Source organism: Pseudomonas halotolerans (assembly GCF_039581215.1).
GTDB classification, from domain to species: Bacteria; Pseudomonadota; Gammaproteobacteria; order Pseudomonadales; family Pseudomonadaceae; genus Aquipseudomonas; species Aquipseudomonas tehranensis.
The window spans coordinates 128,839-144,641 of record NZ_JBCNTJ010000007.1; the positions used below are offsets into that span (position 1 = coordinate 128,839).

13 protein-coding genes are annotated in these 15,803 nt (G+C 59.4%); 9 read left to right on the plus strand and 4 right to left on the minus strand.

Features of this window, described 5'->3' with window-relative positions; genetic code table 11:
* Window positions 1-97: 97 nt before the first annotated feature.
* Complete coding sequence (locus AAIS01_RS12020) at window positions 98-430, minus strand: hypothetical protein (protein WP_343469136.1); 333 nt, start codon at window positions 428-430, stop codon at window positions 98-100.
* Between the two features lie 125 nt (window positions 431-555).
* Between AAIS01_RS12020 and AAIS01_RS12025 the strand changes: the two genes are divergently transcribed.
* The gene (locus AAIS01_RS12025; protein ID WP_343469137.1) at window positions 556-1,026 is read left to right on the plus strand and encodes an Lrp/AsnC family transcriptional regulator; all 471 of its coding nucleotides are present in this window, start codon (window positions 556-558) and stop codon (window positions 1,024-1,026) included.
* A gap of 154 nt (window positions 1,027-1,180) precedes the next feature.
* Here the strand turns inward: AAIS01_RS12025 and AAIS01_RS12030 are convergent, their stop codons facing one another.
* Complete coding sequence (locus AAIS01_RS12030; protein WP_343469138.1) at window positions 1,181-2,548, minus strand: CYTH domain-containing protein; 1,368 nt, start codon at window positions 2,546-2,548, stop codon at window positions 1,181-1,183.
* A gap of 158 nt (window positions 2,549-2,706) precedes the next feature.
* Here AAIS01_RS12030 and argE point away from each other — a divergent pair, with 158 nt between their 5' ends.
* From argE to AAIS01_RS12050, 4 genes are all read left to right on the plus strand, one after another.
* Window positions 2,707-3,864: an acetylornithine deacetylase gene (argE, locus tag AAIS01_RS12035; RefSeq protein ID WP_343469139.1), complete on the plus strand. Its 1,158-nt coding sequence runs from the start codon at window positions 2,707-2,709 to the stop codon at window positions 3,862-3,864.
* Between the two features lie 132 nt (window positions 3,865-3,996).
* Window positions 3,997-5,295 carry an amino-acid N-acetyltransferase gene (gene argA, locus AAIS01_RS12040; RefSeq protein WP_214913834.1) on the plus strand — a complete coding sequence of 433 codons (1,299 nt, stop codon included), beginning with the start codon at window positions 3,997-3,999 and terminating at the stop codon, window positions 5,293-5,295.
* A gap of 485 nt (window positions 5,296-5,780) precedes the next feature.
* The gene (locus AAIS01_RS12045; protein ID WP_343469140.1) at window positions 5,781-7,097 is read left to right on the plus strand and encodes an OprD family porin; all 1,317 of its coding nucleotides are present in this window, start codon (window positions 5,781-5,783) and stop codon (window positions 7,095-7,097) included.
* Window positions 7,098-7,383: 286 nt separating this feature from the next.
* Window positions 7,384-8,022, plus strand: a complete 639-nt coding sequence (locus tag AAIS01_RS12050; RefSeq protein ID WP_092452750.1) for a peroxiredoxin — start codon at window positions 7,384-7,386, stop codon at window positions 8,020-8,022.
* A 112-nt stretch (window positions 8,023-8,134) separates the two neighbouring features.
* On the opposite strand, the gene AAIS01_RS12055 is transcribed toward AAIS01_RS12050, so the two are convergent.
* Both AAIS01_RS12055 and AAIS01_RS12060 read right to left on the minus strand, forming a co-directional pair.
* Window positions 8,135-8,770, minus strand: coding sequence for a TetR/AcrR family transcriptional regulator (locus AAIS01_RS12055; protein ID WP_343469141.1), 636 nt, complete (start codon window positions 8,768-8,770; stop codon window positions 8,135-8,137).
* Between the two features lie 287 nt (window positions 8,771-9,057).
* Window positions 9,058-10,434: a glutamine synthetase family protein gene (locus AAIS01_RS12060; protein ID WP_047226058.1), complete on the minus strand. Its 1,377-nt coding sequence runs from the start codon at window positions 10,432-10,434 to the stop codon at window positions 9,058-9,060.
* A gap of 278 nt (window positions 10,435-10,712) precedes the next feature.
* On the opposite strand from AAIS01_RS12060, the gene AAIS01_RS12065 reads away from it, so the two are divergent.
* The 4 genes from AAIS01_RS12065 to AAIS01_RS12080 all read left to right on the plus strand — a co-directional run bounded on the left by AAIS01_RS12065 (window position 10,713) and on the right by AAIS01_RS12080 (window position 15,607).
* Window positions 10,713-11,489 carry a gamma-glutamyl-gamma-aminobutyrate hydrolase family protein gene (locus AAIS01_RS12065; RefSeq protein WP_343469142.1) on the plus strand — a complete coding sequence of 259 codons (777 nt, stop codon included), beginning with the start codon at window positions 10,713-10,715 and terminating at the stop codon, window positions 11,487-11,489.
* Between the two features lie 41 nt (window positions 11,490-11,530).
* Window positions 11,531-12,889 (plus strand): glutamine synthetase family protein, encoded by a 1,359-nt coding sequence (locus tag AAIS01_RS12070; protein WP_343469143.1) that lies wholly within the window; start codon window positions 11,531-11,533, stop codon window positions 12,887-12,889.
* 60 nt (window positions 12,890-12,949) lie between these two features.
* Window positions 12,950-14,314 (plus strand): aspartate aminotransferase family protein, encoded by a 1,365-nt coding sequence (locus AAIS01_RS12075; RefSeq protein ID WP_343469144.1) that lies wholly within the window; start codon window positions 12,950-12,952, stop codon window positions 14,312-14,314.
* A gap of 180 nt (window positions 14,315-14,494) precedes the next feature.
* Entirely contained in the window at window positions 14,495-15,607 is a 1,113-nt protein-coding gene (locus AAIS01_RS12080; RefSeq protein ID WP_343469145.1) for a polyamine ABC transporter substrate-binding protein, read from the plus strand.
* The last annotated feature ends 196 nt before the right edge of the window (window positions 15,608-15,803 follow it).

A 15,803-nucleotide genomic window follows, 5' to 3' on the forward strand; every position in this document is an offset into this window, starting at 1 on the left:
CGGCGTCCTCGCTCGGTGTGCAAAAGAATAGTCCCGACCTGATAGACCGTTGGGCCACTACCCGACCAATGCGTTTCGAATTCTTGCCAGCCGGCCTTCAGCCGGCCGCCTGGGCCGGCTCAAGGCACGCACCGTCAGCGTCTTGCAGGTCCACGGAACACACGCTGATCAGGTTACGTAATTTTTCAGCGAGCACTTGGGCACGGTGCCAGCTCAAGCCGTCCATGAGGAGCTCCATCGACAGCAGATCGTCGTGGCGTTCGACGAGGACCTGTCGGGGTGTCAGGCCCTGCAAGGCAAATAGATTCAGCGCTCGGCACAGCAGATCCGGTTCAGCTTCGGCCAGCAGATGGTAGCGAGCGCGACAATGGGCGTTATGAGCGTGCCAGACATCGGTGCGGGTGGGGATGACGGCTTCGAGAGGGGGCATGGACAGTCTCCGGGGATATGGAGAAATTTTTACATGCGCGAAGGGGTATTTCTTATCTAATATGGATGATTATCCAAGTCAGATGAATCATATGATTCTTGATTAACTCTAAACGAGGTTTATTTATGCAGGGCGAGTTGGACGGCTACGACCGCAGGATCCTGGCGTTGTTGCAAGAGGATGCCTCGCTGTCCAGTGCGCAGATCGCCGAGCAGGTGGGCTTGTCCCAATCCCCCTGTTGGCGGCGGATTCAACGGATGAAGGAGGAAGGGATTATCCGCAGTCAGGTGACCTTGCTCGATCGCAAGAAAATCGGCCTCAACACGCAGATATTCGCCGAAATCAAACTCAATGCGCACGGACGTTCAAACTTCACGGAGTTCACCGAAGCCATTCGCGGCTTCCCCGAGGTGCTGGAATGCTACGTGCTGATGGGCTCGGTGGATTTCCTGCTGCGCATCGTCACGGCGGACATCGAGGCATATGAGCGCTTCTTCTTCGAAAAGCTGTCGATGGTGCCTGGGATCCAGGAAGTGAACTCGATCGTGGCGCTGTCGGAGATCAAGTCGACGACGAGTTTGCCGGTACTGCGCTGAGCTGGCATTTGCGGTGAATGTGCTGATCCCTTCGCGAGCAAGCCCGCTCCCACATGGGGTCTCTGTCGTACACACATTTTGTGTTCGCTGAAGATCCAGTGTGGGAGCGGGCTTGCTCGCGAAGGCGATATTCCAGACGCTGACGATATCTCGGTTACAGCCGCAGCAAAGTCTTCCAGGCCCGATTCTGATAGACCGCAATCGCCTGTTGCTTGCGCGCCTCCAGGGCTTCGTCGGTAATCGGTTGGTTGGCCAGGTGCGCCAGTTTGTTCAGCTCTCCGTAGAGGCGGTCCATTTCCGGGATTTCCAGCACATGGCGAGCATGGTGCAGCCAGGCCTGGATGCGTTCGATGCGCGGCAACTGCTCGGCCAGGTCTTCCGGCTGTTGCTGATAGCGTTGCAGTTGCAGCGACGACGATTCCTCGCCCAGCAGACGGGGCAGCCAGCTACCCAGTTGGGCCGCGCCCTGGCGATTGCCGCGGGTGTTGCGCTCGGCAGCCCAGCTACGGGCCAGCAGCCAGCGTGAAGTGTTGAGGGAGAATTGGCCCCAGCGCGGGTCTTGCAGCTCTTCAAGGAACTGTTCCGGCGCTGCCTTGCGCACGTCTTCGTCATCCAGGCCGGCCTGGACCAACGGGCGCCAGTCTTCCAGCAGTGCGTCCAGGGCGACGCGCAGGTCATGGGTCGATTGGCGTGGTGCGGCCTGGCCAAGGCTGCTGAGCAGGGCGCGCAGTTCGGCCAGGTTTTCCACCCAGTCCTGCAGCAGGCGCCAGTGGCCGTTAAACCGATATTGCTCGGCCAGACGCTGGCTGCTACCCAGCAAATGCCAACTCAGCGCGGCAAAGGCATCATCGAGTGGCATCTCGGCGGTCAATTGCGGGGCCGGCAGGCTCAGGGCATAGCTGCTTGCATCATGCAGGCGATAGCCACGCTCGGCCTTGCTGATATCACACGGCATCAGGGGCAGGGTCGCGGCCAGTTCGGCGGCCAGTTCCAGCAGAGCGGCGGGCTCGCCTTCGCGCAATTCCAGCTCCAGCTCGCAGATTTCTTCCTTCTGCTTGCCGACCACGACGTGGCCCAGGTCCAGGGCGGCTTCGATGACCACTTTGCTTTTGCCGCGGCCCCAGGCGATTTCTGCGCGTTCACGAACGAAGTCGGTGGTGAAGATGGCCTTGAGGGTTTTCTTGTCCAGCTCGGCCAATGCCTCGGGCCAGCATTCGCCGTCGAGTTTCTTCAGGTCGAGCTTGGCTTTGGCCAGGTGCCAGTCGTATTCGTTGCGCTCGGACAGGCCGGCGATGCTCTGGCCGCGCGTCTTGAGGGTCTGGATCACCTCTTCACCGTCGCGACGCAGGCGCAGGGCGACCTTGGCCCGGGCCAGGTCCCGCTCTGGTGTGTCGAAGTACTGGTTCATCAGTTCACGGCGCTCCCAGCCACTTTTGTTGCGTTTTTTCAGCAGCGGATGCTCGCGCAGGGCTGCCAGGGTCTCGCGGCTGACGCGGAGTTTGATTTCGGTTTCTTTCTGCATGGCCGGAAAATCCAGGGATCGAGTGCGCAGCCGGGGGAAGGTGTGGCTGCCAAGGTCGTGCAGTGTACAGGACTCATCCGTCCTACGCGCCGCGACGGTTTCTTCCTTGCGCCGGATGGTTCTATGATGAACGTCAATTTGTAAGTCCGGAGCCAGCGATGCCTTTGCCTACCCTGAAAGATCAGTTCGCTGCCCTGATCGCCGCGCCTTCGGTCAGTTGTACCCAACCTGGGCTGGACCAGTCCAACAGTGCCGTGATCGAGCTGCTGGCGGGCTGGCTCGCCGACCTGGGGTTCTCCTGCGACATCCAGCAGGTCAGCCCCGGCAAGTTCAACCTGCTGGCCAGTTTCGGCAGCGGGCCTGGCGGCCTGGTGCTGGCCGGGCACAGCGACACGGTGCCGTTCGACGGCGCGTTATGGCAGACCGACCCGCTGAAACTTACCGAGGTTGACGGTCGTTGGGTGGGCCTGGGCAGTTGCGACATGAAGGGTTTTTTCGCCCTGGCCATCGAAGCGGTCAAGCCCCTGCTGGACCAGCCCTTCAAGCAACCCCTGCTGATTCTCGCCACCTGCGACGAAGAAAGCTCGATGTCCGGGGCCCGGGCCCTGGCCGATGCCGGCCGGCCCTTGGGGCGCGCGGCGGTGATCGGCGAGCCGACCGGCCTCAAGCCGATCCGGATGCACAAAGGCATCATGATGGAGCGCATCGACATCCTCGGGCGCAGCGGCCACTCCTCCGACCCGAGCCTGGGCCACAGCGCCCTGGAGGCCATGCACGATGCCATGGGTGAACTGCGCGGCTTGCGCCTGCAATGGCAGCGCGAATTTCGTAACCCGCAATTCACGGTGCCACAGCCAACCCTGAATTTCGGCTGCATCCACGGCGGCGACAACCCCAACCGGATTTGCGGCCAGTGCTCCATGGAGTTCGACCTGCGGCCATTGCCCGGCATGGACCCGAATGTCTTGCGGGCTGCGATCCAGCAGAAACTCAATCCCATCGCCGAGCGCCATAAAGTCAAGATCGACTACGCACCGCTGTTCCCCGAAGTGCCGCCCTTCGAACAAGCCGAGGACTGCGAACTGGTGCGAGTGGCCGAGCGACTCACCGGCCATCGTGCCGAAGCAGTGGCGTTTGGCACCGAAGCGCCTTATCTTCAGCGTCTTGGCTGCGAAACCCTGGTACTGGGCCCCGGCGATATCGCCTGTGCCCACCAACCGGGCGAGTACCTTGAAATGTCACGTTTGCAACCTACCGTGCAGCTATTGCGGCAACTGATTGAACATTACTGCCTGACACCGGCCACGGCCGGCTAAATTGCCCACATCCGGGCCCGTATTCATGAGGAGAGCGCGCGTGTCGCCAAGCCTGTTCCGACGATAACCATCAGCCCGCTGTGCGTTCCGTTTCGTCTTTTTTCGGCTGCTATTTATTACAGGCCCAGGTTCATGCCCGAATACGTCAATTGGCTTCGTCACGCTTCGCCCTACATCAACGCCCACCGCGATTGCACCTTCATCGTCATGCTGCCCGGCGATGGTGTGGAACATCCGAACTTCGGCAACATCGTCCATGACCTGGTGTTGCTGCACAGCCTGGGTGTACGCCTGGTGCTGGTTCATGGTTCGCGCCCGCAAATCGAAACCCGCCTCGCCGCGCGGGGCCTGACGCCCCATTACCACCACGGTATGCGCATCACCGACGCTGCAACCCTGGAGTGCGTGATCGACGCTGTCGGCCAGTTGCGCATCGCTATCGAAGCGCGCCTGTCGATGGACATGGCGTCCTCGCCGATGCAGGGTTCGCGCCTGCGTGTCGCCAGCGGCAACCTGGTGACGGCACGGCCCATCGGCGTACTGGAAGGCGTGGATTATCACCACACCGGCGAAGTCCGTCGGGTCGATCGCAAGGGCATCAATCGCCTGCTGGACGAGCGCTCCATCGTCCTGCTGTCACCATTGGGCTATTCGCCGACCGGGGAGATTTTCAACCTCGCCTGCGAAGACGTCGCGACCCGGGCGGCCATTGACCTGGCAGCCGACAAACTGCTGCTGTTCGGTGCCGAGCAGGGGCTGATTGGCGAAGATGGTCGTTTGGTGCGCGAGTTGCGCCCGCAACAGGTCCCGGCCCACATGCAACGGCTGGGCGGTGACTACCAGGCCGAACTGCTGGATGCGGCGGCGCAGGCTTGCCGCGGCGGTGTGGCTCGCAGTCATATTGTCAGCTACGTCGAGGATGGTGCGTTGCTGGCCGAACTGTTTACCCGCGATGGTAGCGGTACGCTGGTGGCCCAGGAGCAATTCGAAGTCGTCCGTGAGGCGGCCATCGAAGATGTTGGCGGATTGCTGGACCTGATCAGCCCGCTGGAAGAACAGGGGATTCTGGTGCGTCGTTCCCGCGAAGTGCTGGAGCGTGAGATTGAGCAGTTCAGCGTGGTCGAACGCGAAGGCATGATCATCGCCTGCGCGGCGCTGTACCAGATCGCCGATTCAGATGCCGGGGAGCTGGCGTGCCTGGCGGTGAACCCGGAGTACCGCCACGGCGGACGTGGCGATGAGCTGCTGGAGCGGATCGAAACCCGGGCACGGGCCAAAGGGCTCAAGACGCTGTTCGTTCTTACCACCCGTACGGCCCATTGGTTCCGCGAGCGGGGCTTTGAGCCCAGCAGCGTCGAGCGTCTGCCAGCGGCGCGGGCATCGCTGTACAACTATCAGCGCAACTCGAAAATCTTCGAAAAAGCCCTCTAGGCGCCCTGCCTGGGGAGCCGTCCATCGGAGTGAACCGCGTAGCTGCGACCTTCTTGATTCCAGACAATGATCCGTCAGGCTGGAATCTATCAAGATCGCAGCTACGCTGTTTTGTCCATGAGTGCTGCAGTTGGAAGGCTTGGGAGCCTGCTGCGTTTCCCTGGATCGCCAAAGTGCAGAAGCGCTATCAATAAAACATTCAGTAATTCCCAGACTGGCCGATATGCCATGTCACGGTTGGATGACGCTTTGATGGCGGTGATATTTCCAAATGAGCTGAAAAATTATGAAACAATTCTTTTTGGATTTATAAACAAACCATTATTCTGCCGGCCGGTGTCGCTGGGTTAGACCTTGGTCGTAATCACAAATGGTTACGATTGACTTGCCAGTCACAGACTGGCGCTAATCAAGCATCCGCGGATTCCGGGCGTTCGACCGGAAACCAAAGACACACAAGAATTAGAAAACGAGAGGAGCGAAGCATGAACAAGTCCACCTTGGCCCTGGCCGTGGCCGTTGGGGTTCTGGCGCAGCAGGCAGGCGCCGCCGGTTTTATCGAGGACAGCAAGGCGTCTGTCAATTCTCGTACGCTGTACTTCAATAACGATAACCGTGAGGGCGGTGAGGACCTGCGCGAAACGGGCACGGGCCTCAAGTTCGACTACAAGTCTGGCTTCACGCAGGGTGTTGTCGGTTTTGGTATCGACGCTCAGGCACTGGTTGGTATTCGTCTCGATGGCGGCAGGGGTCGTAACGCCGGCTCCTACATGCCAAGTGATACGGATGGTTCGGCGGTACATGAGTGGAGCCGTTTGTCCGGTAACGTAAAGGCACTTTTCTCTAAAACCGAAGCTCACGTGGGCGGCGCTCTGGCACCGAACCTGCCGATTCTGGTTGCCAACGACAGCCGTCTGCTGCCACAGACCTTTGAAGGTGGCACCATCACCTCCAAGGAAATCGACAACGTCACCATTAATGCCGGTCAGCTGGAGCACGCCACGGGCCGTGCATCGAGCAACAGTACCGGTCTGGCGATAGCTGGCGGTACCGAGGAGAGCAACCAGTTCCGTTTTGCCGGTGCTGACTGGAAGGTCACCAAAGACCTGACCCTTCAGTACTACTACGCCAACCTGCAGGACTATTACAAACAGCACTTCCTGGGTGCCGTACACGTATTCCCGATCAGCGAAGGTCAATCCTTCAAGACCGACCTGCGTTACTTCGATAGCAGCTCGGATGGCCGTAACGGTGACGCTGGCTATCAATTTAACAACAACAGCGGTTATGCCAAGACCCCGGGCGAGGTCGATAACAAGACCTGGAGCGCGATGTTCACTTACACCCTCGGCGGCAGTGCCTTCCTGTTGGGTCACCAGCAAGTCGGCGATGACGGTGGATTTGTCTACCTGAACCAGGCCAACGTAGTTGATGGCAACGGTCGTAACGAAGGTGCTGGCGGCGCGAGCTTCTACCTGTTCACCGACAGCATGATCAACGGGTTTGTCCGTGCTGGTGAAAACACCACCTTCGGCCAATACTCCTACGACTTCGCTTCCTTGGGCGTGCCGGGCCTGAAAGCCTCGGTTTCCTACCTGCGTGGTGACGACGTCAAAACCGTCAGCGGTGCAAGCGATTACTCCGAGTGGGAACGCGACATGCGTGTGGATTACGTCATCCAGCAGGGCGCGTTGAAAGGCTTTGGTACCACCGTGCGTCACGGTACCTACCGCAGCAGCGGTGTTGGCGATGATCAGGATCAGACTCGCGTGATCTTCAACTACACTTACAACTTCATGTAAGACGTAGAGCTATAAAAAAAGCCCCGCCCGGCAACACACCGGACGGGGCTTTTTGCATTTTCGAGTCGGGCCCACCCCTGTAGCCTTTCTCGAAGCTTCTCCTCTTTTCAGCAAATCGAGGCCTTCTCGAACCTCACGGCCATCCTGGCTCCGATGGTGCTCCGGCGCCAGTGAACAGTTTTTTAATATTTGAAAACGTTATAAACAAATCGACATTCGGTCTTTCTAAGCCGAGTCAAACGCAGGCACAGTTGGGCTCCCCAAGCACCCCCATCAGGAGCTGCACATGAGTCTCAGACTGGGCGACATCGCCCCCGACTTCGAACAGGATTCCAGCGCGGGCAAGATCCGCTTCCACCAATGGCTCGGCGATAGCTGGGGTGTGCTGTTTTCCCACCCGGCGGACTTCACCCCGGTATGCACCACCGAGCTGGGCTTGACCGCCAACCTCAAGGGTGAATTCGACAAGCGCGGCGTCAAGGCCATCGCACTATCGGTGGACCCGGTGGACTCGCACCAGAAATGGATCGAGGACATCAACGAAACTCAGAACGCGGTCGTCAATTTCCCGATCCTGGCTGACGCTGACCGCAAAGTCTCGGACCTGTATGACCTGATTCACCCCAACGCCAGCGACACCCTGACCGTGCGTTCTCTGTTCGTGATTGACCCGAACAAGAAGATTCGCCTGACCATCACCTATCCGGCCAGCACCGGGCGCAATTTCAACGAGATCCTGCGGGTGATCGACTCGTTGCAACTGACTGACAACTACAAGGTGGCCACCCCGGCCAATTGGCAGGACGGCGATGAAGTCGTGATCGTGCCGTCGCTCAAGGATGAAGACGAAATCAAACAGCGTTTCCCTAAAGGCTATCGCGCGGTGAAGCCCTACCTGCGCCTCACCCCGCAGCCCAATCGCTAAGGCAAACGCAAAACCTGTGGGAGCGAGCTTGCTCGCGATAGCGGTGTATCAGCCATCAATGCTGCTGGATCCGACGCTATCGCGAGGGCGCCCACCGCATGATGAGGTTGCGTCAGACGCGCTCACGTTTGGGCAGGTACGGCGGCAGATACAACCCCAGGTAAGCATCGAACACGCGCATGCCTTCTTCGGCCATGCGCGGGGTGATCTGGCCATGTTGCTGCACCGAGCGGGCGTAGACGCGGTCGCCCAGCTCCATGGCCAGGGCGAACACATCAACGTCATTTGGCAGTGTCGGCAGTTCGAAATGTCGGGCGAAGAGCTTGTGCAACAATTCGCCGAGTTCGAGATCGTGCTGACGGTCGGCCTGAATGACTTCGGTCAGGCCATGCTGGGCCAGGATCAGTTGGCGGGCGGCGGCGTCCTGGCTGTAGATGGAGAGCATGCGCTGCTCCACCAGCCGCGACAGATCGTGCCAGTGGTTCAGTCGCGCATGGTCGATCGGCACTTGCAGGCAGGCGCGAAAGGCGGCGTGGACGTCGGCGGTCAGTCCTTGAAGCAGGGCCGGGACGCTGGCGAAGAAGTGATACACCGAGGAGGGCGGGATGCCGGCGCGCTCGGCGACGCTGTAGATCGACAGGCTGGCCACGCCTTCGGCAGCAAGCAGCGTGCGGGCGGCATCGAGAATCGAGTCGATCCGGGCCTGGCTGCGTGCGCGAGGCTTGCGAGGGGTGGCGGTGCGCGTCATCGGTGTCTCCTGCGGGGCTGCCGGGCATTGTACGCAGAGCGGGCGGTGGGTCCATAGCTTGTGCTTGTGGGGAAAGGAATTCCTGTGGCGAGGGAGCTTGCTCCCGCTGGGCTGCGAAGCAGCCCCGAAGTCAGTCACTGCGGTGCTTCAGGTTGACCGATTTAGCTTTATTGGGGCTGCTGCGCAGCCCAGCGGGAGCAAGCTCCCTCGCCACAATGGGTGTTGTGAACAGCCAAAAAAAACGCCGCAGCCTTTAAGGGCCGCGGCGTCATTTTTACTGCAACCATTTACACGGTATGCAGGTACCAGTTGTACTCAAGGTCGGAGATGGAGTGTTCGAATTCCTCCAGCTCGCTTTCCTTGCAGGCCACGAAGATATCGATGTATTTCGGATCGATGTACTTGGCCATGACTTCGCTGTCGTCCAGCTCGCGCAGGGCATCGCGCAAGTTGTTCGGCAGGCTTTGCTCGTTCTGCTCGTAGCTGTTGCCTTCCACCGGCGCACCGGGTTCGATCTTGTTGACCAGGCCATGGTGTACGCCCGCCAGTACGGCGGCCATCAGCAGATACGGGTTGGCGTCGGCGCCGGCCACGCGGTGTTCCAGGCGCACCGCATCGGCGGAGCCGGTGGGTACACGCAGGGCCACGGTGCGGTTGTCCAGGCCCCAGGTCGGCGAGTTCGGCACGTAGAATTGTGCGCCGAAACGACGGTAGGAGTTCACGTTCGGGCAGAGGAAAGCCATCTGCGCCGGTAGGGTCTCGAGCACACCGCCGATCGCGTGACGCAGTGCGGCGTTCTGCTCGGGATCCTCGCTGGCAAAAATATTCTTGCCATCTTTATCCAGGATCGAAATGTGAACGTGCAGGCCGTTGCCCGCCTGGCCCGGATACGGCTTGGCCATGAAGGTGGTGTCCATTTCATGGTCGTAGGCGATGTTCTTGATCAGGCGCTTGAGCAGTACCGCGTAGTCGCAGGCCTTGATCGGGTCGGCCACATGGTGCAGGTTCACTTCGAACTGCGCCGGGGCACTTTCCTTGACGATGGCGTCGGCGGGAATGCCTTGCTCCTTGGCCCCTTCCAGAATGTCCTGGAGGCAATCGACGTATTCGTCGAGATCGTCGATCAGGTAGACCTGTGTCGAGTGCGGGCGTTTGCCGGAGATCGGCGAGCGGGGCGGTTGCGGGCGTCCATTCACGTTCTCCTGATCGATCAGGTAGAACTCCAGCTCGAATGCCGCGCAGATGGTCAGGCCCAGTTCATCGAACTTGGTCACGACCTGGCGTAGCACTTCGCGAGGGTCGGCGAAGAAAGGGTCACCTTCAAGTTCGTGCATGGTCATTAACAGTTGCGCGGTAGGGCGCTTCTGCCAGGGCTCGTTGCATAGGGTGTCAGGGATTGGATAACAGATCCGGTCAGCGTCGCCGATGTCCAGGCCCAGGCCGGTGCTTTCCACCGTGGAGCCATTGATATCCAGGGCAAATAAAGAGGCCGGCAGGTTGATGCCTTTCTCGTAAACCTTGTGGAGGCTGGTGCGTTCGATGCGCTTGCCGCGCACCACACCATTCATATCCGCAATCAGAAGGTCAACGTACAGAACCTCAGGATGTTCCTTAAGGAACGCGTTCGCTTCGTTAAGCTGAACGGCACGCGGGGGTACCGACATGATGCAACACCTTTGTTGTTAAAAATATCAATCATTGATCTCTTCTAAACCCAGTCAACCCGAACGGCATGCCGAAGTCAAGCTGGGCCTTTTTTGCTCTAAAAAAGCACCTCCGGGGCTTTTTTGAGGCAATTTGGGGCGTTTTTTCCCTTTGGGGGGCGGTGGCGCCCGCAGGTTTGAGCGGGCCGTGTTGTATTTTTTACGGGGGTGTTGTGTAAAAAAATGAACAAGGCTAAGCTCGATTCAAACCCATAACAGCAATAATACCGGGGTGCTCCATGTCTCGCCTGCCGTTAATCGGCGTCACCACCTGCTCCAGGCAGATTGGCCTGCATGCGTATCACATCAGTGGCGACAAATATTCCCGGGCTGTCGCGACAGCTGCCAAGGGCTTGCCAGTGCTGATTCCGTCCCTGGCGGATCTGTTCCCGCCGTCCGATATTCTGGACGCCCTGGACGGTATTCTTTTTACCGGTTCTCCTTCCAATATAGAACCTGTTCATTATCAAGGCCCCGCCAGTGCGCCGGGCACTGCTCATGATCCTGCACGCGATGCCACCACCCTGCCGATGATCCGCGCTGCTGTCGATGCGGGCGTTCCGGTGCTGGGTATTTGCCGGGGGTTCCAGGAAATGAACGTTGCCTTTGGCGGCAGCCTGCATCAGAAGGTTCATGAAGTCGGAACCTTCATCGATCATCGTGAAGACGACACTCAAGCGGTGGATGTCCAGTACGGCCCGGCTCACGCCATGCATATCCTGCCCGGTGGCATCCTGGCAGGCCTGGGACTGCCGCAGGTGATTCAGGTCAATTCGATCCACAGCCAGGGTATCGAGCGTCTGGCGCCTGGGTTGCGGGCCGAAGCGGTGGCGCCGGATGGCCTGATCGAGGCTGTTTCGGTGCCAGGAGGCAAGGCTTTTGCTTTAGGTGTGCAATGGCACCCTGAATGGGGGGTAAGCTCCCATCCGCACTACCTTGCGATTTTTCAGGCATTTGGCGATGCCTGCCGGGCAAGGGCAATACAACGCGACGCCGATGCGTCAAACAACGCCTGACTACTAAATAGCAGCCAGGAAACTCACGCCTAGAGGCATTTATGAGTAACAACCTCGACCAGCTCACCGATTGGTTGAAAGACCATAAGATCACAGAAGTCGAATGCATGATTGGCGATCTGACCGGTATCACCCGGGGCAAGATCTCGCCGACCAACAAGTTCATTGCCGAAAAAGGCATGCGCCTGCCCGAGAGCGTTCTGCTCCAGACCGTTACGGGCGACTATGTCGAAGACGACATCTATTACGAACTGCTCGACCCTGCCGACATCGACATGATGTGCCGTCCGGACGAAAACGCAGTGTTCCTTGTGCCCTGGGCCATTGAGCCCACAGCCCAGGTTATCCACGACTCGTACGACAAACATGGCAATCCCATCGAACTGTCGCCGCGCAACGTGCTCAAGAAAGTGCTCAAGCTCTATGCCGACAAGGGCTGGCAACCGATCGTCGCGCCGGAAATGGAGTTCTACCTGACCAAGCGCAGCGACGACCCGGACTTCCCGTTGCAGCCGCCCATTGGCCGCTCCGGTCGCCCGGAAACCGGCCGCCAGTCATTTTCGATTGAAGCGGCCAACGAATTCGATCCGCTGTTCGAAGACGTCTACGACTGGTGCGAACTGCAGGAGCTGGACCTCGATACGCTGATCCATGAGGACGGCACGGCACAGATGGAAATCAATTTCCGTCACGGCGACGCCTTGTCCCTGGCCGACCAGATCCTGGTGTTCAAGCGCACCATGCGCGAGGCGGCGCTCAAGCACAACGTAGCCGCCACCTTCATGGCCAAGCCCATGACCGGCGAGCCCGGCAGTGCGATGCACCTGCACCAGAGCATCATCGACAAAGAAACCGGCAAGAACGTCTTTTCCAATGAAGACGGGACCATGAGCACGCTGTTCCTGAACCACATCGGCGGGCTGCAGAAGTTCATCCCCGAGCTGCTGCCGCTGTTCGCCCCCAATGTGAACTCGTTCCGCCGCTTCCTGCCGGACACGTCGGCGCCGGTGAACGTGGAATGGGGTGAAGAGAACCGCACCGTGGGTCTGCGCGTACCGGAAGCCGGGCCGCAGAACCGTCGGGTAGAAAACCGTTTGCCGGGTGCCGACGCCAACCCGTACCTGGCCATCGCCGCCAGCCTGTTGTGCGGTTACATCGGCATGGTCGAAGGCATCAACCCGAGCGCGCCGGTGGTGGGACGAGGGTATGAACGTCGCAACCTGCGCCTGCCACTGACCATCGAAGATGCCCTCGAGCGCATGGAAAACAGCGCCACCATCGAGAAATACCTGGGCAAGAAATTCATCACAGGCTACGTCGCGGTCAAGCGGGCCGAGCATGAAAACTTCAAGCGCGTCATCAGTTCGTGGGAGCGGGAATTCCTGCTCTTTGCCGTCTGAAGCGCCGGGCGGGGCTGCTTCGGGCAGTTCCGTCCCCACCGATATACAAGGAGAATTCGCATGACCGGCAACAATCCGCAAACCCGTAAATGGCAGGCCCTGAGCAACGATCACCACCTGGCGCCATTCAGCGACTTCAAGCAGCTCAAAGAGAAAGGCCCGCGCATCATCACCCACGCCAAGGGCGTTTACCTGTGGGACAGTGAAGGCAACAAGATCCTCGATGGCATGGCTGGCCTCTGGTGCGTGGCCGTCGGCTACGGCCGTGACGAACTGGCCGACGCCGCCAGCCAACAAATGCGCGAGCTGCCGTACTACAACCTGTTCTTCCAGACCGCTCACCCGCCGGTACTGGAGTTGTCCAAAGCCATCGCCGACATCGCCCCTGAAGGCATGAACCACGTGTTCTTCACCGGCTCCGGCTCCGAGGGCAACGACACCATGCTGCGCATGGTCCGCCACTACTGGGCGATCAAGGGCCAGCCGAACAAAAAAGTCATCATCAGCCGCAAGAACGGTTATCACGGTTCGACCGTGGCCGGCGCGAGCCTGGGCGGCATGACGTACATGCACGAGCAGGGCGACCTGCCGATCCCCGGCATTGTCCACATCGCCCAACCTTACTGGTTCGGCGAGGGCGGCGACATGAGCCCGGAAGAGTTCGGCGTATGGGCCGCCAACCAGTTGGAAGAAAAGATCCTGGAAATCGGCGTCGACAATGTCGGTGCCTTCATCGCCGAGCCGATCCAGGGCGCGGGCGGAGTGATCGTGCCGCCGGACAGCTACTGGCCGCGCATGAAGGAAATCCTCGCCAAGTACGACATTCTGTTCGTGGCTGATGAAGTGATCTGTGGTTTCGGTCGCACCGGTGAGTGGTTCGGTACCGATCACTACGGGTTGAAACCCCACATGATGACCATCGCCAAGGGCCTGACTTCCGGTTATATCCCCATGGGCGGCCTGATCGTGCGCGACGATGTGGTGGCGGTGCTCAACGAAGGCGGCGACTTCAACCACGGTTTTACCTATTCCGGTCACCCGGTCGCCGCTGCGGTAGCCTTGGAAAACATCCGTATCCTGCGCGACGAAAAGATCATCGAACGCGTTCACGGCGAAACGGCACCCTATTTGCAACAACGCCTGCGGGAACTGAACGATCATCCGTTGGTGGGTGAGGTGCGCGGGGTCGGTTTGCTGGGGGCGATCGAACTGGTCCAGGACAAGGCCACGCGCAAACGTTACGAAGGCAAGGGTGTGGGCATGATCTGCCGACAGTTCTGTTTTGATAACGGGCTGATCATGCGTGCCGTGGGTGACACTATGATCATTGCGCCGCCGCTGGTGATCAGCAAGGGCGAGATCGATGAGCTGGTGACCAAGGCGCGGCATTGCCTGGACCTGACGCTCAGTGCGGTGCAAGGCTAAGTGCTAGGCTCTGAGCGAGGCGCCCGTACGGGTCTCGCCCGGCGTGAATAAAGGCAGGGCTTTTGTTGAAAGCCTGGCCCTTAACTTGCCAGACTACCGGCTGTTCAAGTTGCCCGCGAGCCGGCTACTGAACGACGGCTAAGAAGAATAACTGGAGCATTTTTCATGAAGGCATTAGGCATGAAGACATTAGGTATGAAGATGGCTGGCAAGACCCTTCTCGCCATGTCCCTGACGGGCGTGATGGCGAGTGCTGTTCAGGCGGACGACAAAGTGCTGCACGTCTATAACTGGTCCGATTACATTGCACCGGACACGGTCGCCAAGTTCGAGAAAGAGTCGGGGATCAAGGTCGTCTACGACGTGTTCGACAGCAACGAGACCCTGGAAGCCAAGTTGCTGGCGGGCAAGTCCGGCTATGACATCGTGGTGCCGTCGAACAACTTCCTGGCCAAGCAGATCAAGGCTGGCGTTTATCAGGAGCTGGACAAGTCCAAGCTGCCGAACTGGAAGAACCTGGACACGGACTTGCTCAAGGCCGTGGGCGACGCCAGCGACAAGGGCAACAAATACGCCTTCCCCTACATGTGGGGCTCCATCGGTATTGGCTACAACCCGGAGAAGGTCAAGGCCGCGCTGGGTATCGACAAGATCGACTCGTGGGACGTGGTGTTCAAACCGGAAAACATGGCCAAGCTCAAGAGCTGCGGCGTGAGCTTCCTCGATGCGCCGACCGAAATGATCCCGGCGGCACTGCATTACCTGGGCAAGCCGACCGACAGCAAGGACAAGGCTGACCTGAAGGCCGCTGAAGACCTGTTCCTGAAGATTCGTCCTTCGGTTGCCTATTTCCACTCCTCCAAATACATCTCGGACCTGGCCAACGGCAACATCTGCGTGGCCGTGGGCTACTCCGGTGACCTGGAGCAGTCCAAGGAACGCGCCAAGGAAGCAGGAGACAAGGTCAAGCTCAGCTACGTCATTCCCAAAGAAGGCGCCGGCACTTTCTATGACATGGTCGCTATTCCGAAGGACGCCGAGAACGTCGAATCCGCCTACAAGTTCATGAACTTCCTGATGCAGCCGCAGATCATGGCTGAAATCACCAACGCCGTGCGTTTCCCGAACGGCAACAAGGCGGCCACGCCACTGGTGGACAAGGACATCACCAGCGATCCGAGCATCTACCCGTCTGACGAAGTGAAGAAGCAGCTGTATGCAATCAGCGATCTGGATGCCGGCACGTTGCGTTTGATCACCCGCAGCTGGACCAAGATCAAGTCCGGTAAATAAGCCGGTCTGAAGCATCTTCCTGTTGCCGCCGGCCCTGCGGCGGCGGCAACGGGAACAATTAAATGACTAAAAGTTTTGCTGGATCGGTTTATCGAGGGTAAGTTGCGCGCCGGTTTTGTTGCAGGGCACATCGCTGCCAGGTAACGGGGGCAACTTGGGCCCAACTATTTAAGAGGACCTCCACGTGCCTGTTTTT

Excerpts from the sequence above, each read along its gene's own strand:
- AAIS01_RS12020 (WP_343469136.1), bottom strand. The coding sequence starts at position 430 with ATGCCCCCTCTCGAAGCCGTCATCCCCACCCGCACCGATGTCTGGCAC.
- AAIS01_RS12025 (WP_343469137.1), top strand. The coding sequence starts at position 556 with ATGCAGGGCGAGTTGGACGGCTACGACCGCAGGATCCTGGCGTTGTTG.
- AAIS01_RS12030 (WP_343469138.1), bottom strand. The coding sequence starts at position 2,548 with ATGCAGAAAGAAACCGAAATCAAACTCCGCGTCAGCCGCGAGACCCTG.
- argE (WP_343469139.1), top strand. The coding sequence starts at position 2,707 with ATGCCTTTGCCTACCCTGAAAGATCAGTTCGCTGCCCTGATCGCCGCG.
- argA (WP_214913834.1), top strand. The coding sequence starts at position 3,997 with ATGCCCGAATACGTCAATTGGCTTCGTCACGCTTCGCCCTACATCAAC.
- AAIS01_RS12045 (WP_343469140.1), top strand. The coding sequence starts at position 5,781 with ATGAACAAGTCCACCTTGGCCCTGGCCGTGGCCGTTGGGGTTCTGGCG.
- AAIS01_RS12050 (WP_092452750.1), top strand. The coding sequence starts at position 7,384 with ATGAGTCTCAGACTGGGCGACATCGCCCCCGACTTCGAACAGGATTCC.
- AAIS01_RS12055 (WP_343469141.1), bottom strand. The coding sequence starts at position 8,770 with ATGACGCGCACCGCCACCCCTCGCAAGCCTCGCGCACGCAGCCAGGCC.
- AAIS01_RS12060 (WP_047226058.1), bottom strand. The coding sequence starts at position 10,434 with ATGTCGGTACCCCCGCGTGCCGTTCAGCTTAACGAAGCGAACGCGTTC.
- AAIS01_RS12065 (WP_343469142.1), top strand. The coding sequence starts at position 10,713 with ATGTCTCGCCTGCCGTTAATCGGCGTCACCACCTGCTCCAGGCAGATT.
- AAIS01_RS12070 (WP_343469143.1), top strand. The coding sequence starts at position 11,531 with ATGAGTAACAACCTCGACCAGCTCACCGATTGGTTGAAAGACCATAAG.
- AAIS01_RS12075 (WP_343469144.1), top strand. The coding sequence starts at position 12,950 with ATGACCGGCAACAATCCGCAAACCCGTAAATGGCAGGCCCTGAGCAAC.
- AAIS01_RS12080 (WP_343469145.1), top strand. The coding sequence starts at position 14,495 with ATGAAGACATTAGGTATGAAGATGGCTGGCAAGACCCTTCTCGCCATG.